The organism is Pseudomonas sp. F8002 (assembly GCF_013385495.1).
GTDB lineage: Bacteria > Pseudomonadota > Gammaproteobacteria > Pseudomonadales > Pseudomonadaceae > Aquipseudomonas.
Genome location: NZ_JACAPW010000020.1, coordinates 60,696 through 83,404, shown reverse-complemented (window position 1 = coordinate 83,404; position 22,709 = coordinate 60,696). Strand labels below are relative to the sequence as shown.

The 22,709-nt window shown below is 60.2% G+C and carries 15 protein-coding genes; 10 read left to right on the top strand and 5 right to left on the bottom strand.

Going from position 1 to position 22,709, the window contains the following annotated elements:
- Positions 1 to 14: 14 nt before the first annotated feature.
- The 5 genes from HX811_RS17080 to HX811_RS17060 all read left to right on the top strand — a co-directional run bounded on the left by HX811_RS17080 (position 15) and on the right by HX811_RS17060 (position 5,973).
- Positions 15 to 599, top strand: coding sequence for a fimbrial protein (locus HX811_RS17080; RefSeq protein ID WP_177046656.1), 585 nt, complete (start codon positions 15 to 17; stop codon positions 597 to 599).
- Positions 600 to 874: 275 nt separating this feature from the next.
- Positions 875 to 1,405: a fimbrial protein gene (locus HX811_RS17075; protein WP_177046654.1), complete on the top strand. Its 531-nt coding sequence runs from the start codon at positions 875 to 877 to the stop codon at positions 1,403 to 1,405.
- Between the two features lie 66 nt (positions 1,406 to 1,471).
- On the top strand, positions 1,472 to 2,209 hold the full coding sequence (locus HX811_RS17070) for a molecular chaperone (RefSeq protein ID WP_003217732.1): 738 nt from the start codon (positions 1,472 to 1,474) through the stop codon (positions 2,207 to 2,209).
- Positions 2,210 to 2,368: 159 nt separating this feature from the next.
- A complete protein-coding gene (locus HX811_RS17065) occupies positions 2,369 to 4,804 on the top strand; it encodes a fimbria/pilus outer membrane usher protein (protein ID WP_177046682.1) in 2,436 nt (811 codons plus the stop codon).
- 59 nt (positions 4,805 to 4,863) lie between these two features.
- Positions 4,864 to 5,973, top strand: coding sequence for a fimbrial protein (locus tag HX811_RS17060; protein WP_003217728.1), 1,110 nt, complete (start codon positions 4,864 to 4,866; stop codon positions 5,971 to 5,973).
- Here the strand turns inward: HX811_RS17060 and HX811_RS17055 are convergent.
- The 3 genes from HX811_RS17055 to HX811_RS17045 all read right to left on the bottom strand — a co-directional run bounded on the left by HX811_RS17055 (position 5,960) and on the right by HX811_RS17045 (position 11,802).
- On the bottom strand, positions 5,960 to 9,040 hold the full coding sequence (locus HX811_RS17055) for an efflux RND transporter permease subunit (protein ID WP_177046652.1): 3,081 nt from the start codon (positions 9,038 to 9,040) through the stop codon (positions 5,960 to 5,962). The genes HX811_RS17060 and HX811_RS17055 overlap by 14 nt on opposite strands.
- A 9-nt stretch (positions 9,041 to 9,049) precedes the next feature.
- Complete coding sequence (locus HX811_RS17050) at positions 9,050 to 10,162, bottom strand: efflux RND transporter periplasmic adaptor subunit (protein ID WP_008433355.1); 1,113 nt, start codon at positions 10,160 to 10,162, stop codon at positions 9,050 to 9,052.
- A 104-nt stretch (positions 10,163 to 10,266) separates the two neighbouring features.
- A complete protein-coding gene (locus tag HX811_RS17045) occupies positions 10,267 to 11,802 on the bottom strand; it encodes an efflux transporter outer membrane subunit (protein ID WP_256344437.1) in 1,536 nt (511 codons plus the stop codon).
- A 409-nt stretch (positions 11,803 to 12,211) separates the two neighbouring features.
- On the opposite strand from HX811_RS17045, the gene HX811_RS17040 reads away from it, so the two are divergent.
- The 4 genes from HX811_RS17040 (at position 12,212) to HX811_RS17025 (ending at position 17,201) form a co-directional block, all read left to right on the top strand.
- Complete coding sequence (locus HX811_RS17040) at positions 12,212 to 13,168, top strand: ABC transporter substrate-binding protein (RefSeq protein WP_008433361.1); 957 nt, start codon at positions 12,212 to 12,214, stop codon at positions 13,166 to 13,168.
- 23 nt (positions 13,169 to 13,191) lie between these two features.
- Positions 13,192 to 14,523 carry an LLM class flavin-dependent oxidoreductase gene (locus HX811_RS17035; RefSeq protein ID WP_177046650.1) on the top strand — a complete coding sequence of 444 codons (1,332 nt, stop codon included), beginning with the start codon at positions 13,192 to 13,194 and terminating at the stop codon, positions 14,521 to 14,523.
- A 96-nt stretch (positions 14,524 to 14,619) separates the two neighbouring features.
- Positions 14,620 to 16,566 carry a PAS domain-containing sensor histidine kinase gene (locus HX811_RS17030; protein ID WP_177046648.1) on the top strand — a complete coding sequence of 649 codons (1,947 nt, stop codon included), beginning with the start codon at positions 14,620 to 14,622 and terminating at the stop codon, positions 16,564 to 16,566.
- Between the two features lie 32 nt (positions 16,567 to 16,598).
- The gene (locus HX811_RS17025; RefSeq protein WP_177046680.1) at positions 16,599 to 17,201 is read left to right on the top strand and encodes a dTMP kinase; all 603 of its coding nucleotides are present in this window, start codon (positions 16,599 to 16,601) and stop codon (positions 17,199 to 17,201) included.
- Positions 17,202 to 17,233: 32 nt separating this feature from the next.
- On the opposite strand, the gene HX811_RS17020 is transcribed toward HX811_RS17025, so the two are convergent.
- The gene (locus HX811_RS17020) at positions 17,234 to 18,361 is read right to left on the bottom strand and encodes an NAD(P)/FAD-dependent oxidoreductase (protein ID WP_177046646.1); all 1,128 of its coding nucleotides are present in this window, start codon (positions 18,359 to 18,361) and stop codon (positions 17,234 to 17,236) included.
- A 140-nt stretch (positions 18,362 to 18,501) separates the two neighbouring features.
- On the opposite strand from HX811_RS17020, the gene valS reads away from it, so the two are divergent.
- Positions 18,502 to 21,069 carry a valine--tRNA ligase gene (valS, locus tag HX811_RS17015; protein ID WP_177046644.1) on the top strand — a complete coding sequence of 856 codons (2,568 nt, stop codon included), beginning with the start codon at positions 18,502 to 18,504 and terminating at the stop codon, positions 21,067 to 21,069.
- Between the two features lie 79 nt (positions 21,070 to 21,148).
- On the opposite strand, the gene HX811_RS17010 is transcribed toward valS, so the two are convergent.
- On the bottom strand, positions 21,149 to 22,528 hold the full coding sequence (locus HX811_RS17010) for an NAD-dependent succinate-semialdehyde dehydrogenase (RefSeq protein WP_177021094.1): 1,380 nt from the start codon (positions 22,526 to 22,528) through the stop codon (positions 21,149 to 21,151).
- Between the last annotated feature and the right edge of the window lie 181 nt (positions 22,529 to 22,709).

Here is a 22,709-nt window from a genome sequence, read left to right as displayed (position 1 = left end):
TTTCGAGGCAACTTATGACACGTACATACCGCATCTTCGCGCTCGCAGCGCTGACGTCGACCTTCATGATACCGGCTGTGCAGGCAGGCGATGGCACCGTTAACTTCAAAGGCCAACTGATTGGGCAGACGTGTACCGTCAGTGTGAACGGTGGCAGCAACATGGGCACCGTCACGCTGCCGACACTGGGCATCACGGCCCTCGGCGCCGTAGGCGCTACCGCCGGCAGAACCCAGTTCACCATTGGGTTGAGTGCATGCGGCACCGGTAATTCCATCCAAGACTTTGTACAAAATTTGACGGGCAATAGTGTGATTGGCAAGACGGCGTCCACTTACTTTGAGAGCGGCCCAGGCGTCGACCCCACCACCCGGAACATTATTAACACCGGTGGTGCCACCGGCGTGCAGCTCCAGTTGCTTGATTCCGGCGGCGATGTGATCAAGGCCGGTGACCCGGGACAACCGCGTACCCCCGCCATTACCAATCTCGCCAGCAACGGTGGCGTCATGACTTATGGCGTCCAGTACATCGCCAACGATGTTATTGCGCCGGGCAGCGTCGTAGGCTCGGTTACCTACTCCATCGCCTATAACTAAAGCCCAAAAGGAACTGAGCGCGATATCGCTGATCAAGTCTTTGATATATCCATTTCAACCAAAAAGCCGTTTGGCTGCACTTATACGAACTAAAATTTAAAGCCTTCGGAAGAGTCTTAACTCTGATAGGAAATTTCCGGAGCTTTTGCAGGACCTTTCAATTTGAAGGGTTTCACCAAAAGAAACATCATTCACTCTGTGCACAACGCACCGCCATATTGCAATTGCGAGTGGCCTGCCAGGCATTTATCCAACTAATGATTTTGAGGCAACTTATGAACCGTACTTACCTCGTTCTTGCAGCGGCGACTTCCGCACTCGTGATGTCTGCTGCACAAGCCTCCGATGGCACTATCAACTTCAGTGGCCAACTGACGGCTCAAACCTGCACCACTACGGTCAATGGCACGAGCAATGTGGGCACCGTAACGCTTCCGACGTTCTCGATTGCGTCGCTGGCAAGCGCGGGGGCGACTGTTGGTGCCACCAACTTCACCATTAACCTGAGCGGCTGCCAGGGCACTATTGCGACCGCCGCTGCGATATTTGAAGCGGGCGCGGGCGTCGACCCGACCACCCAGAACATCCGCAACACCGGTAATGCGACTGGCGTGCAACTGCAGTTGCTCGACTCCAATGGTGCTGTGATCAAGGCCGGTGATACCAGCCAAACCGCTAACACTGCACGTACCGCTGTGACCGGCGCCACTGCCGTGCTGCCGTACGCCGTTCAGTACGTTGCCAGCGCGGCAACCACCGCCGGTACTGTCGTGGGTTCGGTTACCTACTCGATCAACTATCAGTAAAAGCTGCGCGGTCAGCGCATCTTTCAGGACCTGGAAGATGCGCCGACGATGTTGGGAGAGAGTGATATGCAGCGTAAAAAAGCCTGGTGTCGTTATGTCGTGATGATGGCGGCCCTGCTGGGTTGTTCCCAGGCGATGTCTTCGGTCGTCATCACCGGCACTCGTGTGATTTTTCCGGCGGATAAAAAGGAAGTCACCGTCAAGATTAACAACAACGGCACCAAGCCCGTACTGGTTCAGTCGTGGATTGATAGCGGTGATCCCGCGTCCACGCCAAGCAATTCTTCAGCGCCATTTGTGATTTCGCCACCGGTCTCCCGGGTTGATGCTGACAAGGGGCAGAGCCTGCGCCTGATGTTCACCGGTACTGCGCTGGCTTCAGACAAGGAGTCTGTGTTCTGGCTCAATGTGCTGGAAATTCCGGTCAAGGCCACCAGCGATCAAAACATGCTGCAAATGGCCTTTCGCTCGCGAATCAAAGTGTTTTATCGGCCAGCGAATTTACCTGGCACACCGTCAGCGGCCATCGAGGCGCTGCAGTGGAAGGTTGTTGCGCAACCCAATGGTACCTATGGGCTGCAGGCCTATAACCCAACGGCGTTTTACGTTTCACAAAGTGACCTGGTGCTGGTTAACGGCGGCCAGCGGATACTGAGTGAGGCGGGAATGATTGCGCCCGGTGAGACCCATATCTTTGCCTTGCCCGGCCTGAAGTCGATGCCGGCACCCGGCGCCAAAGTTGAATACAGCGCCATCAATGATTACGGCGCTCTGGTTCCTACCCACGAATCCGTCATGCCTTAGGCCTATCAGGCCTTAATCGTTTTTCACCCTCCGTCGTCCGGGTAATTTATGACTACGCTGTCTCTTCTGCGCGCGCGCCGGAAGGAAATCGCTTGCGCCCACGCCAGCGATTTGCCGGTTTGGGGTCGCCGATCTTTACTGATTGTCAGTGCATTGTTGATGCCTTACGCCGTGGCTGAAGACGTGCAGTTCGATAACTCTTTTCTTCCGGCAGGCTCGAGCGGAATTGACCTGACGCTGTTCCAGAGCGGGAACCCGGTGATGTCGGGTACGTACCGTGCCGACATTCTGGTGAACTCGAACCTGAGCACGCGTCAGGATATCCGTATCGTGTCCGACGCCAAGGGCAGGAACCCCAGGGTCTGTGTCGACACTAGGATGCTGGAACTGATGGGCGTAAACGTAGAAGTCCTGTCGCCGACGGCAACTGCCAAGCTGGCGACTGACCCATGCCCTGTCATCAATGAGCTGATCGATGGTGCCACGGCGCTGTTTTCCACCGACACCCAGCTACTGGACTTCAGCATTCCGCAGGCGGCCTTGCGGCGTAACGCCCGAGGGTACGTCAGCCCTGAATTATGGGACCGCGGCGTGACCGCAGGGATGCTCAGCTATGACTTCAACGCCAACCACAACAAATCCCTTTCAGGCACTGACGATTCTGCATATCTCGGCCTGAACGCGGGGCTGAACGTGGGTGACTGGCGGTTGCGGCACAATGGTTCGTTCAATTGGGACAGCCTGACTGGCAGCAAATACCAGGAAATCAACACCTTTGCCCAACGCGACCTGACAGGCTTGAAGAGCCAGCTGACGGTAGGCGAAGCTAACACCAGCGGCGAGATCTTCGACACCCTGGCCTACCGTGGCGTCGAGGTGGCGACCGATGACCGCATGCTCCCGGATGCGCTGCGCGGTTATGCGCCCGTGGTGCGCGGTATCGCCCGCACCAATGCCCGAGTGACCATCAGCCAGGGCGGCAATGTATTGCTGCAGACCACGGTGGCGCCCGGCGCCTTTGTCATCGATGACCTGTATGCCACCGGCTATGGCGGCGACCTGCAAGTGAACGTGCTGGAAGCCGACGGCACCCAGCAAAGCTTCATAGTGCCTTACGCCTCGGTCAACCAGTTGTTGCGCCCTGGCACCTCACGTTTCAGCGTGACAGCCGGTGAAACCCGCAATAATTACATCAGTAAGCAGGTTGAGCTGCTGCAAGGCACTTACCAGTACGGCCTGGCCAACTCGCTGACCGGTTATACCGGTGGCCAGGCCAGCGATGGTTACCTGTCGGTGCTGGGCGGTATTGCATTCGGCACACCCATCGGAGCCTTCGGGGTCGACGTGACCCATGCCCAGACCGAACTGCGCTCCGGTGACCAGCAGGGGCAGAGCCTGCGCGTGTCCTTCAGTGAGAATGTCCAAAGCACCGGGAGCAACTTCTCCCTGGCGGCTTATCGTTTTTCCACCCGCGGTTACTTCGATTTCAACAACGCCGTGCTGTTCAGGGATGCGGAACAGAACGGTACCGACACCAGCCAGTTTGGCCAACCGCGCAGTCGCCTGACCCTGTCCCTCGACCAAAGCCTGGCCAACTGGGGGCATTTGTCGTTGAGCGGGTTTACCGAGAACTACTGGAACCAGCCGGGCCAGGATATCCAGTACCAGATGGGCTACACCACACAGATCGGGCGGGTAAGCCTGGGCTTCAACCTCAGTCGCAGCCGCTCCGGCCTGGCCGAGATGCAAACCACTGAATTATTTACCGTGAGCATGCCGATCGGGTTCGGGTCCTCAAGCAATACACCGCAGTTCTCCGGCCGTTTGGCGCGCGACAGCCAGGGCAACTACAGCCAGCAGGCGAGCGTGAGCGGCAGTGCCGGTGAAGATCAGCAATACGGCTACAGCCTGACGGCAGACCGTGATGGCGCGAGCCAGTCGACCGACACCTCGGTCAGCGGCCAATACATGGGCTCCAAAGCCCGGGTCAACGGTTCCCTCAGCGAAGGCGATGGCTACAGCAGCCTGTCCCTGGGCGGTGGCGGCACGATTGTGGTCCATCCAAAAGGTGTGACGTTGACGCCTTACACCGGTGAAACCATGGCGGTGATCAGCGCCCCCGGTGCGGCCGGCGCGAAGGTGGTGGGTTATCCAGGCCTGCGGCTCGATGGCAACGGTTCGGCGGTGATCAACTATCTGCAGCCATATCAGTTGAACGAGGTCGCTATCGACCCGGACGGTATATCCCAGGACGTCGAGCTGAGCGAAACCAGCCAGAAGATCGCCCCCCGGGCGGGTGCCGTGGTAGCGGTGGACTTCGCCACGGTGCACGGCACTGCGTTGCTGTTGAACGTGCGCTTGAAGGACCAGAGTCCGTTGCCGTTCGGTGCCACCGTGGTGGATGACGCAGGTAACCCGGTAGGCACTGTAGGGCAGGGCGGGCAACTGTATGCACGTATCAAGGAAGGCACACAAAGCCTGCTGGTCAATTGGGGTAAAGAGAGTGGTCAGACCTGCACGCTGAAAGTGCCGGCCCTTAAAGAGCAGGGTCAGATATTGAAGGGCAACGCGCTGTGCCTGAGTGCTGGGCCATGAGGTACGCGGCGAATGCAGCGGTGCCGTCTTCAGTCAACTATTCGTGCAGAGGTAATTCCATGAAGGTGCTTTATTCCCTGATCGCCGCTCTGCTGTTGTGTGGCCTTGCGCAGTCGGCCCAAGCGATCAATTGTGTCTACATCAATGGTAACAAGGGGTTTGTAGGCACGACCGCATTGCAGATCAGCTCCCTCAGTGTGCCGAGGGATGCGCCAGTAGGCACAGTGCTCTATCAGCAGAACTTCAATCAGAGCGGTGCAGGCGCCGACTTCAAGTGCCTCAGTACTGGCGGGGCGGCAACCTTGAACACTCTTTTGACGCTGAAGAGCACGTTGGCCAATACCGGCTACAGCGCGGGCCCTTACGCCAGCTTCGTCTATCAAACAGGCGTAGCCGGCATTGGTGTCGCCTGGGTTAACGGAACATCCGTGCAAACTGCTGCCGTCAGGGCAGCGATTCCAAATGGCTGCGCATTGTCGGGAAGCGCCGACTGTTTCATATCGGGCCTCAAGATTGCGCCAGCAACCGGGATAGTGCTGATAAAGACCGGACCAGTGGGTACGGGCACCATCAGCGGCAGTTCGCTGGGTACGCTGGAACAGGATTTCTCTGTTCCCAATAGCCCTACCTCTGTCGCCAACAAAGTGGGGCTGACCGGCAGCATCAACATCGTCGCCCTGACCTGCATGACCTCGGACGTTAACGTACCCATGGGCACCAACAAGATTGCGTCGTTCAGCGGGATAGGTTCGGCCAGCACCCCGGTGAACTTCATGATCAGCCTGACGGGTTGCCCAGGGTTTCCAGGCTATTACGGCAACGCCAGTTCGATCCCGACAAGCTCGCAATCGGCGGTCATCAGTGCGGGCACCCTCGTGCCCAATACCCTCAGCCTGCGGTTGGACCCGGTCGACACACCGATTGATGCCACCCATGGTGTGTTGAGCCTGTCGGCGGGTGCAGACCCGGCGACGGGTGTCGGTCTACAGGTGCTTGATGCTTCAGGCGCGCCTTGGGCGCTGTCCCAGAATCAGTTGCTGAGCCTTCCGCTTGCCGCTGGCACCACGGCGTTGAACATCCCGTTGAGCGCACGTTATTTGCAAACGGCCGCCACGGTGACAGCAGGTTCAGCCAACGCCGTGGCGACTTACACCATTATCTATCAGTAACCACGCCTGGCTCCTCATCCTGGCCAGGGACCGGCCGTTCAACCTCCTGATGGTGGGTGGAGCCAATAAACATATACATCGCCGGCACCATGAACAGCGTCAGCACGGTACCGATCGACAACCCGGCGAAGATCACCAGGCCCATGTCATGCCGTCCCGCAGCCCCGGCACCGGAGGCCCACACCAGCGGCACCACGCCCAGCACCATGGCGGCGGTGGTCATCAGGATCGGCCGCAGACGCACGCCGGCCGCTTCTTCTATGGCCTCACGCTTGCTGTGACCGGCGCGCTGCAACTCGTTGGCAAACTGCACGATCAGGATCCCGTGCTTGGTGATCAACCCCAGCAACGTCACCAGGCCCACCTGGGTGTACACGTTGATCGAGGCAAACCCCATGGTGATAAACGCCAGCGCGCCGAAGAGTGCAGGGGGCACCGAGAACAGGATCACCACCGGGTCGCGGAAGCTCTCGAACTGGAAGGCGAGGGCCAGGTACACGATCAGGATCGAGAACATCAACAACCCGAAGAACCCGCCGGATTCCTGCATGAACTGGCGAGATTCGCCGGAGAAGTCCGAGGTGTAACCCGACGGCGCAATATTGGTCAGAATGGTGTTCAATTTCGCCAGCAGTTCGCCCTGGGCCACGCCGCTGACGCCCGACAGGGTCGCCGAGTTGAGTTGCTGGAAGTGGTTGATGGATTCCGGCTGGGTCGAGGTTTCGATATGCGCCACGGTCCGCGCCTGGATCATGCTGCCGGACGGCGTGCGAATGTAGTAATCGAGAATCTGGTCCGGGTTGAGGCGATCAACCTGCAACACCTGGGGAATCACTTTGTACGAGCGCCCGGCAGTGGAGAAGTAGTTCACGTAGTTGCCGCCCAGTGCCGCGGACAGCGCCGCACCGACGTCGGCCTGGGTCATGCCCAGTGCGGCGATTTTTTCCCGGTCCACCACCAGCTTGGCTTGTGGCTTGTCGAGTTTCAGGTCCATGTCGGAGAAATAGAACAGCTGTTGTTTTTGGGCCTCGGCCACCACGGCCTGGGCGACTTCGTTGAGGTTTTCCACCGAGTCGGTGGTGGTGATCACGAACTGCACCGGCAAGCCCTGGGCGCCCGGCAGCGACGGCAGGGGGAAGGCGGCGATGGTGGCGCCCGGCACCTGGTTCCATTTCTGCTGGAGTTCCAATATCAGTTGGGCTTGGGAGCGCGAGCGGTCGCCCCAGTTTTTCAGCAGCACACCGCCCAGGCCCTGGTTGAGGATAGGCAACCCGGTCAGCTGGAACATCTGCGCGTATTCCGGCTCTTTGTTGGCGATCTGGAAGGCCTGGTCGGCGATGCGCTCCATCTGCTGCGGCGAGGCGGTGGGCGGGCCCTTGATCTGCATGAACACCAGCCCCTGGTCCTCGGTGGGCGACAGTTCGCTTTTGGCGGTCATGCCGCTGGCGGCCACCAGCAGGAACAGCACAAAACCAAACGTCACCAGCACCGGCCATACGTTCAGGCCGCCCGAGAGTACGCGGTGGTAACGGCCCCGCAACCAGTCAAAGTACTGATCGAGCTTGCGGGCAAACCGGCCTTCTTCCTGCCCGGACTTGAACAGCCGGGAGGTCATCATCGGCGAGAGCGTCAACGCCACCACGGCCGACACGGTCACGGCACCCGCCAGTGAGAAGCAGAACTCCTTGAACAGCGCACCGGTAAGGCCGCTGCGCAGCCCGATGGGCACGTAGGCGGCGATCAGCACCACGGTCATCGCGATGATCGGCCCACCCAGTTCCCGCGCGGCAACCAGCGCAGCCTCCAGCACGCCTTTGCCTTCTTCCTTGATATGCCGGTCGACGTTTTCCACCACGATAATCGCGTCGTCCACCACCAGGCCGATCGCCAATACCAGGGCAAGCAGGGTCAGCAGGTTTATCGAGTACCCCAGCAGGTACATGATGAAGAAGGTCCCGACCAGCGACAGCGGGATCGCCACCAGCGGCACGATCACCGCGCGGAACGAGCCGAGGAACAGGTAGATCACCACCGACACAATGATCATCGCCTCGACCAGGGTCTTCACCACCTCATAGATCGAGGTGTTGATGAACTCCGTGGAGTCATACACGATCTCGCCGCGTACCCCGGTGGGCAACTGGGATTGCAGCTCGGGGAAGGCCTCGCGCACGCTGTCGGCCACCGTCAGGATATTGGCAGTCGGCGCCGTCTTGATGCCGATGAACACCGAACGCTTGCCGGAAAACGCCACGCTGCTGTCGTAGCTTTCGGCGCCGAGGGTGACGGTGGCCACGTCCTCCAGGTACACCAGGGCATCGCCTTTCTGCTTGACCACCAGCCGCTTGAATTCATCCACGGTGTGCAAGTCGGTCCCGGCCGTCAGGTCGACCGTCACCGTTTGCCCACGGGTGGAACCGACGGCAGACAGGTAGTTGTTGTTGGCCAGGGCGGTGGACACGTCCTGGGCGGTCACGTTATGCGCTGCCAGTTTGTTCGGGTCCATCCAGGCGCGCAGGGCGAACTGGCGCCCGCCGAGGATTTCTGCGGTTTGCACGCCCTGGATCGAGTCCAGCTTGGGCTTGACCACCCGCACCAGGTAGTCGGTGATGTTGTTGGTGGGCAGGGTGTCGCTGTAGAAACCCAGGTACATGGCGTCTGTGGTCTGCCCGACCGCCACCGTCAGCACCGGTTCCTGGGACTGCGCCGGCAGTTGGTTCTTGACCGAGTTGACCTGGGTGTTGATCTCGGTGAGGGCCTTGCTCGCGTCGTAATTCAGCCGCAGCGTGGCGGTAATCGTCGAGACACCGGTGATGCTCGTTGAAGACAGGTAGTCGATGCCCTGGGCCTGGGCGATGGCCGATTCAAGCGGCTGGGTGATAAAGCCGGCAACGGTGGAGGCGTCCGCGCCGTAGTAGGCGGTGGTGATAGTGACCACGGTGTTTTCGGTGCGTGGCCATTGGTTCACCGGCAATTCGAAGATCGAGCGCAGCCCCAGGATCAGGATGAACAGCGAGACAACAATCGCCCAGACCGGCCGCTGGATAAAGGTATCGGTAAGCTTCATGGGACACCTTTAGTGTTCTTGGGGAGTCGGCGCAGGATCGTTCAGCGGCGCGGCGCTGTTATCGACCTTCACCGGCGAGCCATTCTTGAGCTTCATCTGGCCGCTGGTGATCAGCAGGTCGCCTTCCTTCACGCCCGACAGGATCGCCACCTGATCGCCCCGGGTCGGTCCGGTCTTGATAAAGGTCTGTTGCGCGGTGAGGACTTCCTCACCCTTGTCGTTCTTGCTCGATGTGGCAATGAATACCGTGGTGCCGTAAGGGTTGTAGGTCACCGATGTCTGCGGGACGGTGAGGTAGCGCTGCGTCGCACCGGAGTTGACCACGGCGCGGGCAAACATCCCGGGCACCAGGTTCTGTTTGGGGTTGTCGACGGTGGCTTCCACGGTGACATTGCGCGTGGTGGCGTCGAACTGGGTGTCGATGGTGCTGATCTTGCCGGTGAAGGTTTGATTGGACAGGCCGTCGGCCGTTACCGAAACCCCTTGGCCGATGGCGATGGCCTCCATTTGAGTCTGGGGCACCGTGAAGTCGATGTAGATCGGATCGAAGGTTTGCAGCGTGGCGATCTTGTCGCCGGGGTTGAGGTATTGGCCAGGGTTGACACTGGTGATGCCGATGCGCCCGGCAAACGGCGCGCGGATGGTTTTTTTCGCCACCAGCGCGCGCTGTTGTTCGGCGGCGGCGAGCTTGGCTTTGAGGTCGGCGGTGTCAGTGTCCACTTGTGCCTGGGAGATGGCGTTAACCGCCAGTTGCGCCTTGTCACGCTTGAGGACGATCACCGCCAGGTCGGCCGTGGCCTCAAGGGAATGCAGTTGCGCGATGTCCGAGTCGGCATTCAGCTGGACGAGCAGCGCCTGGGCCGCCACTTCTTGCCCGGGCGTGAAGCCGATGGTGCGCACGATGCCGCCCACTTCAGTGGTCACATCCACCCCCCTGACCGCTTTCATTGAGCCCACGGCGCTGACATTCGGTTGCCAGTCGCTGAACGGCACCTTCATGGCCGTGACCACGGAGGCGGGCAGGGGCATTTTCGACTGGGCGATCAGCGCCGAAATCTGCACGAACTTCACCCCGGCAATGATCGCGACAATCACCAGCACCACCACGATCATGATGATCATCGGCCGCCACAGTCGGCGCTTGCGCGGTGCGCCGGGCTCGGTGGGCAGGGGAGAGGCGGTTATGACGTCAGCCATGGATGTTCTCGCTGTTTCAAGAGTTCAGTTCAGTTGAACCGTGCCGAATCGGCAGGCGCTGCCTCGTTCCTGGCCGGCATGATCTCGTTCCACGACGGCAGGCCGAACCGATCAGGCCGGCCCTTGGTGGCAGGGTCCACATCGGTACGGTTCCACCATCCGCCACCCAATGCCTGGAAGAGCGCGGTGGTGTCGCTGTAGCGGGAGGCCTGCGCCCTGACCCGGGCCAGCACCGTGTTCTGGTAGGTTTGCTGGGCCGTGAGCAGGTTGATGTACGCCACGGCACCGAGTTTGAACTGCGCCTGCACCAGGTCCAGGTTGGCTTGGGCAGAGCGCTCGGCCACCACCTGCTGGTTGAGCGCATCGGCATCCGCCTCCAGCGCCCGCAGTGCGTTGGCCACGTCCTGGAACGCGCCGATCACCGTGCCACGGTAGCGGGCTGCCGACGCGTCATAGGCGGCCACGGCAGCGCGTTTGCGATGTTCGAGTGCGCCGGCATCAAAGATCGGTTGGGTGATCGACCCGGCTAGGCTCCAGACCCCACTGCCCGCCGAAAACAATTTGGTCCCGCTGGCCACCGTGGAGCCCACCGACCCGGTAATGCTGAACTGGGGCAACTGATTGGCGACGGCCACGCCGATATTGGCACTGGCCTGATGCAGTTGCGCCTGCGCGGAACGCACATCTGGCCGCTGGCCAACGATGGCCGAAGGCAGGCTGAGCGGCAGTTCTTCGGGCAGGTGCAGGGAGGCGAGGTTGAAGCGCTCGTCCCGGTCCTGGTTGGGAAACCGGCCGAGGTAGGCCATCAACTGGTTGCGGGTCTGGGCGAACTGCTTTTGCAGGGGCGGCAAGGTGGCACGGGTTTGCGCCAGCGCGGTCTGCTGTGTGAGCACGTCGGTGTCACCGATCGCACCCAGCCGGCGCTGCGCCTGCAGGACGTCGAGCTGATCACTCTGTAGCCGAATGATGGTTTCGGTGGCGGCGATCTGGTCGCGTATAGAGGCGAGGCTGACTGCGGTGTTCACCACATTGGAGGTCAACGTGAGGAAGGTCGCCTCCAACTGGAAGCGCTCGTACTCGGCCTGGGCCGAGGTGGATTCAATTTGCCGGCGCGTGCCGCCGAATACATCCGGGGCATAGGACACGCTCAGCGACGCCGAGCTCACCGTGAGAATCGGCGACTCCGGCAGGCCCGAGGTGACGCCCGATACTTTCTCGCGGGCTTTCTGCACGTTGGCGCTCACCGAGGGAAACAGCGACGCCTGGTCGGCATAGACCAGCTCGTTGGCCTGGCGTAATGCCGCCTGGGCGGCGGTGACATCCGGGTTGGCGCGCAAGGCTTCTTCCACCAGGGCGTTCAATGCCGGCGAGCGGAACAGCGTCCACCATTGCCCGGGAATATCCATCCCGGCGATCAACCGCTGCGCCGCACCGCCGGTGTCGATATCGGCCTTGGCGGTGGAGGTGAGTTTTTCTCGTGAATAATCGGCGTTCGCCGGCACCTCAGGGCGCGCGAAATCGGGCCCGACGGTGCAGCCGGCGAGGGCGATGCACAGCAGGCTCAAGGGAGCCAGAAGGTGGGGTGGTCGAAAAAGGGCGCGGCTGTGCGCCACTGGTTGCGGTGCCGATGCAAGCTGCCGAGGCTGCTCTTTCATATTTACTCTGATTAATCAGTTGGTTAACTGCTTTATTTGTTGAGCAATGAGTGCGCGGGCATCGGGCCATACGGCTGAAAAAATGGCGCGAGAGTCGCCGAATTCAAATCAGTGTAGGTGGTGCAGGCGGGTCCGCAATGTCCGTGCGCGCCGACCACCCAAAAAAATGCATTTAACGCATTAATATCGAATTAGGTTATGCGTTATAAGTATTTTACATGCGGCCGTCAGCCCCTCATCGTAGCCCTCCCTACGAACACTGCCGAGACCGCACGCGCGGATCGACTTTCAATGCTTGAGAAGGCATCTGGAGACGAACGTGCGTTACCTGACAAAACTGGCGGCCGGGTTGGCCGCCACGCTGCTGTGCCTGACCGCGAACGCGCAAACGCTGGTGGTCGGAGACCAAAGCTACAACGCCCAGGCCGTGATGGAAGCGGCGGGGGTGCTGGATGATCTGCCCTACACCCTTGAATGGAAGCAATTCACCGCCGGGTCTCCGGTAGCGGAAGCCCTCAATACCAACAGCCTCGACATCGGCCTGCTCGGCGATGCGCCCGTGCTGTTCCTCGGTGCACTCGGCGCACCGATCAAGGTGATTGCCATCAGCCGGCAAAACCTCGAGGGCGTGGCCATCCTGGTGAAAAAGGATTCCTCGATCCACAGCCTTGCGGACCTCAAAGGCAAGCGCGCCGCCATCTGGAAAGGCTCCTGGAGCCAGCAATTGCTGCTGACCGCACTGGATAAGGCGGGCGTGCCGAAAGACGCCCTGGAGTTGCGCTACCTCAGTGCACTGGATGCTTCCCACGCACTGGAAGGCGGTTCGGTCGACGTCATCGCCACCTGGGAACCCTACGTCACCCAACAGGAACGCCAGGGCGCACGGGTATTGGCGACCGCAGACGGGCTGATCCCGGCCCAGAGTTTCGTCGCCGCCAGCACCAGGGCCGTCGATAACAAGCGTGCGCAAATCAGCGATTTTCTCCAACGCCTGAAGAAAGCCCGTGACTGGACGCGCCAAAGCCCGGCCAACGCCGATGCGTATGCAGATGCCTGGGCCAAGCGCACCCGCGCAGATGCCGACATTGCCCGCGCCTGGTTTGCCCGGGCACGCACGACGGTCGAACCGGTGACAGCCCAGTCGCCTGTAGAAGCACAAAAGACCGTGGACTTTTTCGCAAGCCAGGGACTGGTCAAGTCTTACCCGGCAGCCAAGCTGTTCGACGACTCCTTCGCGGCGTCCTTGCAGCCAGCCGTCGCCAGAACCCAGCCCTGAACGCTTCAAGGAATACGTTGGACATGACTAAAAGACAGCTCAAACTCGGCGCCCTGACCATGGGCTGCGGCGGGCCCGGCCGCCACAATCTATGGCTCGACCCGCAATTGCCGGCTGATGCCAGCGTCAACGTCGACTGGTACGTCGACATTGCACGCCAGGCCGAGGCGGCATTGTTCGACTTGATGTTCATCGTCGACAGCCAATTCATCACACCGGGTTCGCCATCCCACTACCTGAACCGGCTGGAGCCGCTGACGCTGTTATCGGCACTTGCCGTAAGCACCCGGCACCTGGGCCTGGTCGGTACGCTGACGACCTCTTACAACTCGCCCTATAACGTCGCGCGGCGCCTGGCCTCACTCGACCTGATCAGCAAAGGCCGCGCCGGCTGGAACGTGGTCACCAGCGGCGACGCCGGTACCGCCGGCAACTACAGCCGCGACGAACATTATGACTACGACACCCGCTATGGCCGGGCGGCCGAACACGTCCAGGTCGTGCAGGGCCTGTGGAACTCCTATGAGGAAGATGCCTTCGTGCGTGACCGCGCCACCGGCCGGTTTCTCGACCCCGCCAAACTCCACAGCCTGAATCACAAGGGCGAGCACTTTTCCGTGGTCGGGCCGCTGAATATCCAGCGCTCACCCCAGGGCCAACCGGTGATCTTCCAGGCTGGCGATTCGGAACAAGGCCGCGACCTCGGTGCGGCCACGGCCGATGTGATCTTTACCCATGCGGCCAGCATCGAGCAGGGCCAGGCTTTCTATCGGGATATCAAGGGCAGGGCGCTGCAACATGGCCGTGACCCGGAGCAATTGCTGGTGATGCCCGGCGCCGAGATTTATGTGGGCGATACCGATGAACAGGCGCGTGAAATCGAGCGGCACTACCATCAGGCCGACCACAGTTTCGAGCTGGCGCTGAAGGAGTTCGGACGCAATTTCGGCTGGCATGATTTCAGCCAGTACGACCTTGATGCGCCGTTCCCGCAGGAAAGCCTGGAGGCGGCACGCAGCAGCTTTTTTACCGCGGCCAAACGCATTGCCGATCAGGCACGGGAGAAAGGTTTTACATTGCGCCAGGCGGTGGAGTTTGGGCGGCAACTGCGCCCGGGAGCGTTTGTCGGATCGGCGGATACCGTCGCTCGGAAAATGGCTGACTGGCTTGAAGCCCGCGCGGTGGATGGTTTCAATATCTACATCGGCCATCCGGAGCAGTTCAAGCGCTTCACGCACGAGGTCATCCCGTTGTTGCAGGAGCGCGGCGTGTATCGCACGGCTTATGAAGGTACGACCTTGCGGGAAAGCCTGGGATTGAAGATTCCACGGTTTGCGCGCAACGGCGGCGGTTGACTCAAAACAACTGTCCAGATGAATAAATTGGTGGGCCGGGGATTTTTTTAGACATACTGAGGGTTCAAGCCACTCATTTGTCCCGAGACTTTCCTGATGCCATCCCATCCTGCGCAAGGGCCTTTCAATCAGGACGACCGGTATCGACTGCTCGTCGACGCAGTGGTCGACTATGCCATCTATATGCTTGATACGAACGGCTTGATTCGCAGTTGGAACTCCGGGGCGAGAAAGATCAAGCAGTACGAACAGAGTGAAGTGCTGGGCAGGCATTTTTCGCTGTTCTACACCCCGGAAGACCTGGCCTCGGACTTGCCGGGCCGGGCACTCAAGAGCGCCGAGCAGTCAGGGCGCTTCGAGGGCGAAGGTTGGCGCATCCGCAAGGATGGGACTCGTCTCTGGGCACTGGTGATCATCGACCCGATACGCGCCGACGACGGCACGTTGATTGGCTTCGCCAAGGTCACACGGGACCTGACCGAGCGTAAGGCCGCGGAGCAGGCGCTGCGCCAGAGCGAGCAGCAATTCAGCCTGCTGGTGCAAGGCGTCACCGACTACGCGCTGTATATGCTGGACCCCAACGGCGTGATCACCACCTGGAACGCCGGCGCCCAGCGCATCAAGGGTTATCAGCCGGCAGAAGTCATCGGCAGGCATTACTCCATGTTCTTCCAGCGTGAGGACGTAGACCACAACGTCCCGCAGCGCGCCCTTGAAACGGTGGTCAGGGAAGGTCGTTACGAAGGGCAGGGCTGGCGCCTGCGCAAGGACGGCACGGGATTCCTCGCCCATGTGGTTATCGACCCGATCAAGAATGAACTGGGTGAGCTGGTGGGGTTTGCGAAGATCACCCGGGACGTTACCGAAAGCGTCCAGGCTCAACAGGAGATCAAGGAAACCCGAGAGGCGTTATTCCAATCCCAGAAAATGGAGTCCCTGGGCCAGCTCACCGGCGGCATCGCCCATGACTTCAACAACCTCCTGATGGTGATTCTGGGGAGTCTTGAACTCGCCAAGAAGCGTGTCCCGCAGGACTCGAGAACCTGCGCCTTACTGAATAATGCCATCGCGGGCGCCCAGCGGGGCGCAACGCTGACTCAGCGCATGCTGGCCTTTGCCCGTCGCCAGGAGCTTGACCCTCAGCCTGTGGATGTGGGCGATCTGATCCGCAACATGTCAGACCTGCTGTCCCGCATGTTGGGCGCAGGCATCAACGTCGACACACAGTTCCCATTGATCCTGCGGCCGGTATTGGTCGACATGAGCCAACTGGAAATGGCTGTGATGAACCTGGTGATCAACGCCCGGGACGCAATGGAGGGTCGGGGCAGGATCCTGATTTCAGCGCGGGAGGATTCGTTTCCCGGCGGGGTGAATGACTCGCAAAGGCTGATTTGCATCTCTGTCATCGACACCGGCCCCGGGATGAGTGACGCGACCTTGCAACGGGCCATGGAGCCGTTCTTCACCACCAAGGGAGCGGGAAAAGGCACCGGGCTTGGGCTTTCGATGGTGCATGGCCTGGCGGCACAGTCACAGGGCCACTTTGTGCTGAAGAGCCGGGTAGGAGAGGGCACAACCGCAGAGCTCTGGTTACCGGTGGCGGTGACCGACACCACACAGTCTGCGGCGCTGGCACCAACTGCAGATACACCCGATGCAGCCCATCAGCAAAGCCTCGAGATTCTGCTGGTAGATGACGACCCGCTGGTGCTGATCAGCACCGGGGCGATGCTTGAAGACCTGGGCCATCATGTTGTGTCGGCAGGAGACGGGCATGCTGCGTTGGCGTTCCTGGCGCAAGGCGCGTGCTTTGACCTGGTCGTGACAGACATGGCAATGCCGGACATGACCGGGATCGAGCTTGCCGGCAACATCGAGTCGTTGTATCCCAACCTTCCCATCATTCTTTCCTCAGGCTTTGCGGAAATCTCCCTGGACCTCAAGACCACATTGACGCGCTTACCCAAGCCATTCGATCAATCTGCACTGGCCAGGGTGATCGCCGAAACCATGTGCAGCCGGACCGACAAGCCGTGTTGAGCCAGGCGGCCGGCCGTCCGTTGTTTGTTTCCATGGATGGCCCCAAGGGTACTGGCAAAACCACATTGCTGGAGGCCGTAACAAAAGCGCTTAGGGCTGACAACAGAATGGTGATCCGGCTTTGCGAGAGAAAAAGCGATCCCTTCAGAAGTGAAACAATGACCCTCGTTAACAGACTCGCCAGGCATCCCGGCCTGGATCTGGAGTGGGAGGTTTGTGAACGCTTCGCTGATAGCCGCGCGTGGATTTCCCGGCACGTGGTGGCTAGACAGCCTCCAGGCAGCATCGTCCTGATCGACCGCTGGTACCCGTCTGATGCCGCGTTTCGCCGGGAAGTCCCGCTGGCAGAAATCCTGCAGTTGAACATTGATCGAAACGTGCAAGTGCCGGACCTGCATATCGGGGTCGTCACCGACCCTGATATCTCATGGGCACGGGCCGCGGCACGCCGGCGTGGGCTGAGCAGTACCGTGATCCACACGCTGGCAGAACATGCCGCCTGTACCCGGGCGTTCGAGCGAGCGGTTGCGGATCACGGCTGGGTGTTATGCCGGAATGAAGGAACCATCGAGGGCGCGACACGGCAGGTGGTTGCCGAAATTTATAACGTCCTTGAGTCCTTCCAGTGTGATTGACCCCACCAATACGGTCGGCTATCGAGCCCTGTTCAGGCACTTGCCCCGTTGAACATGCTGACCAGGCTATAGGGGGCATCGTCACCAAACAGCAACTCATGCAGTTCATTCCCTTCGGCAGCCATTTGCGCGCTGCGCGGGAACATGGCCTGTTCGTATTCGCCCAGGGCGGCTTCGACGTCATCAGGGTATGAGGCGATGGCCTTGCCGAGTTCGGCACCATCGTACATGGCCAGGTTGGCACCTTCGCCATTCGGGGCCGCAAGGTGTGCGGCATCACCGATCAGCGTTACGCCCGGCACCCGCTCCCAGCGGTGCTCAACCGGCAGCATAAAGAGCGGGCGCCATACCAGTTCGGTGTCGCTGTCGGTGATCAATGCCGTGAGGGCAGGGGACCAGCCTGCGAATTCCTGCGCGATCCGTGCCGCCGCCGTTGGCGTGTCGGTGAAATCGATGGCGGCAAACCAGCCTTGGGATTCGGTGAGCACTACGTAGGTGTGCAGCGTGGCGCCCGTCTCACGGTGCGCCTGGATCCCTTTTCCCGGTTGAAGTGCGAACATCGCACCGCCACCTACCGCCCTGGAGGTGGCCGGGTGCCGGGCGTCGCTGTCATACAGGTAGGTTTCGATCAACGAGCGGCCCATGTACTCGGGGGCAGCGTCGCTGAGCAGCGGCCGGACCTTTGACCAGGCTCCGTCCGCGCCAACCAGCAGGTGGGTGGCAACGCAAGTACCGTCGGCGAAGGTCACTTCGTGGCGACCCTCGCCGAGGGCGCGCACGCTCTTGACCTTGTGGCCCCAGCGCACAGTACCGGCGGGCAGTGAATCGAGGAGCATCTTGCGCAGCTCGCCACGCATGACCTCGGGACGGCCGCCTGTGCCGTCGTCGGGTTGATCCAACAGAGTGGCACCCTGCCAATTAAGCACCCGAGTCGCCTCGCGACCTTTCAGGATAAGCGCGCGGAACTCGTCCGTCAGGCCCGCTGCCTGCAAGGCCAGTTGGCCGTTGTAGTCGTGGATATCAAGCATCCCGCCTTGGGCGCGTGCGGTTGCCGACGGCTCTGCTTCATAGACGGTGGCGGCAATACCGTGGACGTACAGCACGCGGGCCAGGATGAGACCGCCCAGGCCAGCACCGATGATTGTGACGGGGGTGTGCATAGGGTACCTGTTGAATGTGAGAAATCTTCCGGACTGTTTTTACGCTATTTTGTGGAAAAAATGGCCTGGTTCAAGGGGTTTACTTTCCGCAGGCGATTGAATATAAAGTTTGCTTCGGCGCACAACCGTTGTTGCGCCCCATGATGTTGACAGGAGGAAGCTATGTCACCGTTAAACGTGATGAAGTTCTAAACGATCAAACCGTCACCCCCTCGCTTGAAAACCTCGAAACACGCTGGTCTCAGCGTTGGCAGCTCGAAGGCACGTATGCCTTTGACCACAGCGCCCAACGCGACGCTGTATTCTCCATCGACACGCCGCCACCGACAGCCTCAGGTTCGTTGCACGTTGGCCATGTCTTCAGCTACACCCACACCGATATCATCGCCCGTTTCCAGCGGATGCGCGGCAAGGCTGTGTTCTACCCCATGGGTTGGGACGACAATGGCTTGCCGACGGAACGCAGGGTCGAGAATTTCTACGGCGTATGTTGCGACTCGTTGGCCGCTTACCAGCCTGGCTTCAAACCCTCCGAGTCAATTCCATTAAAACGGGCTGACTTTGCCGTCATCAGTCGGCGCAACTTTATCGAGTTGTGCCATGAGCTGACGGCCATCGATGAGCAAGCGTTCCGTGCACTGTTCGTGCAACTGGGCTTGTCCGTTGATTGGAGTCTTTCATACGCCACCATTGATGAACGCTCCCAACGAGCCAGTCAGCGCGCGTTACTGCGTAACTACCAGCGTGGCGAACTTTATAGCCAGGAGGCTCCGTGTCTCTGGGATGTGACGTTCCAGACGGCCGTAGCCCAGGCAGAGCTTGAGGAGCGCGAGGTTGCGGGTGCGTATCACGAACTCGGCTTCGACGCGGCTGATGGTGCCGAACTGAAGATTGCTACGACTCGACCTGAGTTGCTGATGGCATGCGTGGCGCTGGTGGCTCACCCGGACGACGCTCGTTATCAGGCGAGGTTCGGGCAGACCGTGCGTGCGCCGATTTTTGACCTGGACGTTCCGCTGCTGGCCCACCCTTTGGGTGACCCCGGCAAGGGCACCGGGTTGGCGATGGTCTGCACCTTTGGCGATCTGACCGATGTAATTTGGTGGCGGGAGTTGCAGCTGCCCACACGGTCAGTCCTGGGAAAGGACGGGCGCCTGTTACTTGAGACGCCCTCCTGGTTGACGACTCCGTGCAGCCAACAGGCCTACGCAGGCCTGGCCGGCCGTACCCTGTCCCAGGTTCGTACGCAGCTCGTTTCGATGTTGCGTGACTGCGGCGCCATGCGAGATGAACCACGACCGATTAACCACGCGGTAAAGTTCTTCGAGAAAGGCGACCGGCCTTTGGAAATTCTCGCGACGCGGCAATGGTACTTGCGCAATGGCGGACGCGACGCGAACCTGAGGGACGTGTTGCTCGACGCTGGCCAGGCGTTGGACTGGCATCCGCCGCACATGCTCAGGCGTTACGAGCATTGGGTAGGGGGGTTGAATGGAGACTGGCTAATCAGTCGCCAACGTACGTTCGGCGTGCCGATTCCGTTCTGGTATCGCCTGGACGCACAAGGCGAAGCCGAGCATGGCGCTCCGATTATCGCCAGTGAGGCAAGCCTGCCTGTCGATCCGGGCCTGGATACGCCACCGGGCTATCGACCCGAACAACGTGGTCAACCCAACGGGTTTATCGGCGAACAAGACATCATGGACACCTGGGCCACCAGTTCCCTGACGCCTCAGATTGCCGGCGGCTGGGGAGAGGACGATGGGTTGTTTGTCAAAATATACCCGATGGACCTCAGGCCCCAAGGTCACGACATAATCCGAACCTGGCTGTTCTCGACACTGGTACGCAGCCATTTTGAACACGGTTGCGCGCCATGGCGCAACGTCGCGCTTTCCGGGTGGATCCTTGATCCTGATCGCAAGAAAATGTCCAAGTCCAAGGGGAATGTGGTCACCCCTCAAGCCTTGCTCGACCAGTATGGAAGTGACGGCGTGCGCTATTGGGCTGCCTCGGCGCGGCTCGGCAGTGACACAGCCTTTGAAGAGCAGCAGATGAAAATCGGCCGCCGCCTGGCCGTCAAGCTGTTCAATCTTTCGAGGTTGGTTCAAGGCTTTGCGAAGGATGACACCGGGGATATCGACCAGCCGCTGGATCAAGCCATGCTTGAACGCTTGGGTGGCGTAGTCCAGGACGCTACCGTCGCGCTGGAGGCCTATGACTACAGCGGGGCGTTGTCGCGTATCGAAGGATTCTTCTGGTGGTTTTGCGATGACTACGTCGAATTGGTCAAGCGTCGTGCCTATCGACCCGACGGCTACTCGGCGCGTAATGCATTGGCACATGCGCTGAGCGTGCAGCAGCGACTGTTTGCGCCATTTCTACCCTTTGTGTGTGAGGAGGTCTGGCAATCCTGGAAGTGCGGCTCAGTGCACAAGGCGCCCTGGCCGCAAGGGGGCGCTTGCCCTGACGCGGCTGTTGAACAGTTATTGATGAGCCTGAGCAGCGTGCTGTCTGCAATTCGCAAAGCAAAGTCTGACGCCAGCCAATCCATGAAGGCTCCGGTAGCACGTGTTGAGCTGGTCGACAGCGCCGCGCAGCTTGAACTGATAAAAGGCGTCAGCCAAGACCTGATAGAGGCGGGGCAGGTCGAGGCCTTGGTGTTTATAGAGGGCGCGGAGCGGCAGGTCGATGTCTGGCTGACGTAACGTGGAGTGGTGCCGACCGCCTCAGTGACACCCACTGGGGCGGGCCGGACCATGCAAGCCTGTTATGCCACCCCACCTTTCAGAATTGTGCGCCGGCCATAAGCACATACTTGACGTGTACGTACTCCTCGATCCCGTAGTAACTGCCTTCGCGACCGTAACCGGACTGCTTGATACCGCCAAAGGGAATCGACACGGTACCCACGGATCCCGAGTTCAGAATCACCATGCCCGCCTCCAACTGGCGGGAAAGGCGCAATGAGCGCCCCAATGCGCTGGTGTAGGCATAGGCGACCAGGCCGAACTCAGTCTGGTTGGCGCGAGCAATCACTTCCTCCTCATCCTTGAATGAATAAATGGCGAAGACCGGGCCGAAGATCTCGCTGGTGGCCAGCGGCGAATCATCCTGCAAGCCGGTCAGCACAGTCGGCTCATAAAACAGACCGCCCTTGGCGTGAGGCTTGCCGCCCATCAGGACTTTTGCTCCGGCGGCCTTGGCTTGCTCCACCAGCGATACAACTTTGTCAAAACCCGTCTGATTGACCAACGGCCCCACCACAAAGTCTTCACGCATGCCCTGGTCAACATCGATCCTGGCTACGCTTTCCTTCAGGCGCTTCACGAAGTCTTCAAAAATAGTGTTCTGCACGAAGATGCGGTTAGGCGAGATACACACCTGCCCGGAATTGCGCAGCTTTGCACCCACCAGGCCTTTGATGGCTTCCTCGATATTTGCGTCCTGGAACACGATGAAGGGTGCATTGCCACCCAGCTCCAGGGTCATTTTTTTTACCGTCGCCGCACATTGTGAAGCCAGGAGTTTGCCTACACCGGTCGAACCGGTGAACGAGATTTTGCGAATGCGCGGATCGCCAGTCAGGATCAGGCCGATCTCCTTGGGATCACCGACGATGACCTCGAATACACCTTCAGGAATTCCCGCCTTGCGGGCATGTTCCAGCAACTTGAAGGCAGTAAGCGGCGTGTCTTCTGCGGGCTTGATCACCATGGTGCAACCTGCGGCCAGCGCGGTCGCCACTTTGCGGGTAATCATCATGAAGGGGAAGTTCCAGGGGGTGATCGCGGCGACCGGCCCGATAGCTTCCTTGGTGACAACCACATTGGCATTTTTATCGTGGGTAGGAATAGTGTCCCCGTAGACGCGCTTGGCTTCTTCGGCGTACCACTCGATGAACCCCAACCCGTAGTCGATTTCGCCTCGGGCTTCAGAAAGGCACTTGCCGTTCTCCCGACACATCAGTTCGGCGAAGGCTTCCTTATCATCCTTAACGCTGTCGTGCCAGCGCCGCAGAATATCGCTGCGCTCCCTGGCCAGTTTCGATGACCATTCCGGGAACGCTGCACAGGTACGATCTACAGCAGCCTTTACTTGTGCTGCGTTGCTTTTGGCCACGCGGCCGACTTCGCTGCCATCGGCCGGGTTGTAGACGACTAACATGGGCTTATCTCCAATAGTTGAGTATTCATCAGCGCAGAAGCTGAGCGCCCAAGGTAAGGCGCGGCAGACATGGCGCGAATACCGGTTCATCTCCTTTGCTTGCCTAATCCAATAACTGCCGGGCGATGTCACGAGGGGTGTGCCTGGACGAAGCAAGCACAGAGAGGAATGAGCAAGACCC

What these genes read in the sequence shown, in the direction of transcription:
- HX811_RS17080 (WP_177046656.1), top strand. Translation starts at nt 15, where the DNA reads ATGACACGTACATACCGCATCTTCGCGCTCGCAGCGCTGACGTCGACC.
- HX811_RS17075 (WP_177046654.1), top strand. Translation starts at nt 875, where the DNA reads ATGAACCGTACTTACCTCGTTCTTGCAGCGGCGACTTCCGCACTCGTG.
- HX811_RS17070 (WP_003217732.1), top strand. Translation starts at nt 1,472, where the DNA reads ATGCAGCGTAAAAAAGCCTGGTGTCGTTATGTCGTGATGATGGCGGCC.
- HX811_RS17065 (WP_177046682.1), top strand. Translation starts at nt 2,369, where the DNA reads ATGCCTTACGCCGTGGCTGAAGACGTGCAGTTCGATAACTCTTTTCTT.
- HX811_RS17060 (WP_003217728.1), top strand. Translation starts at nt 4,864, where the DNA reads ATGAAGGTGCTTTATTCCCTGATCGCCGCTCTGCTGTTGTGTGGCCTT.
- HX811_RS17055 (WP_177046652.1), bottom strand. Translation starts at nt 9,040, where the DNA reads ATGAAGCTTACCGATACCTTTATCCAGCGGCCGGTCTGGGCGATTGTT.
- HX811_RS17050 (WP_008433355.1), bottom strand. Translation starts at nt 10,162, where the DNA reads ATGATCATCATGATCGTGGTGGTGCTGGTGATTGTCGCGATCATTGCC.
- HX811_RS17035 (WP_177046650.1), top strand. Translation starts at nt 13,192, where the DNA reads ATGACTAAAAGACAGCTCAAACTCGGCGCCCTGACCATGGGCTGCGGC.
- HX811_RS17030 (WP_177046648.1), top strand. Translation starts at nt 14,620, where the DNA reads ATGCCATCCCATCCTGCGCAAGGGCCTTTCAATCAGGACGACCGGTAT.
- HX811_RS17025 (WP_177046680.1), top strand. Translation starts at nt 16,599, where the DNA reads ATGGATGGCCCCAAGGGTACTGGCAAAACCACATTGCTGGAGGCCGTA.
- HX811_RS17020 (WP_177046646.1), bottom strand. Translation starts at nt 18,361, where the DNA reads ATGCACACCCCCGTCACAATCATCGGTGCTGGCCTGGGCGGTCTCATC.
- valS (WP_177046644.1), top strand. Translation starts at nt 18,502, where the DNA reads ATGATGTTGACAGGAGGAAGCTATGTCACCGTTAAACGTGATGAAGTT.
- HX811_RS17010 (WP_177021094.1), bottom strand. Translation starts at nt 22,528, where the DNA reads ATGTTAGTCGTCTACAACCCGGCCGATGGCAGCGAAGTCGGCCGCGTG.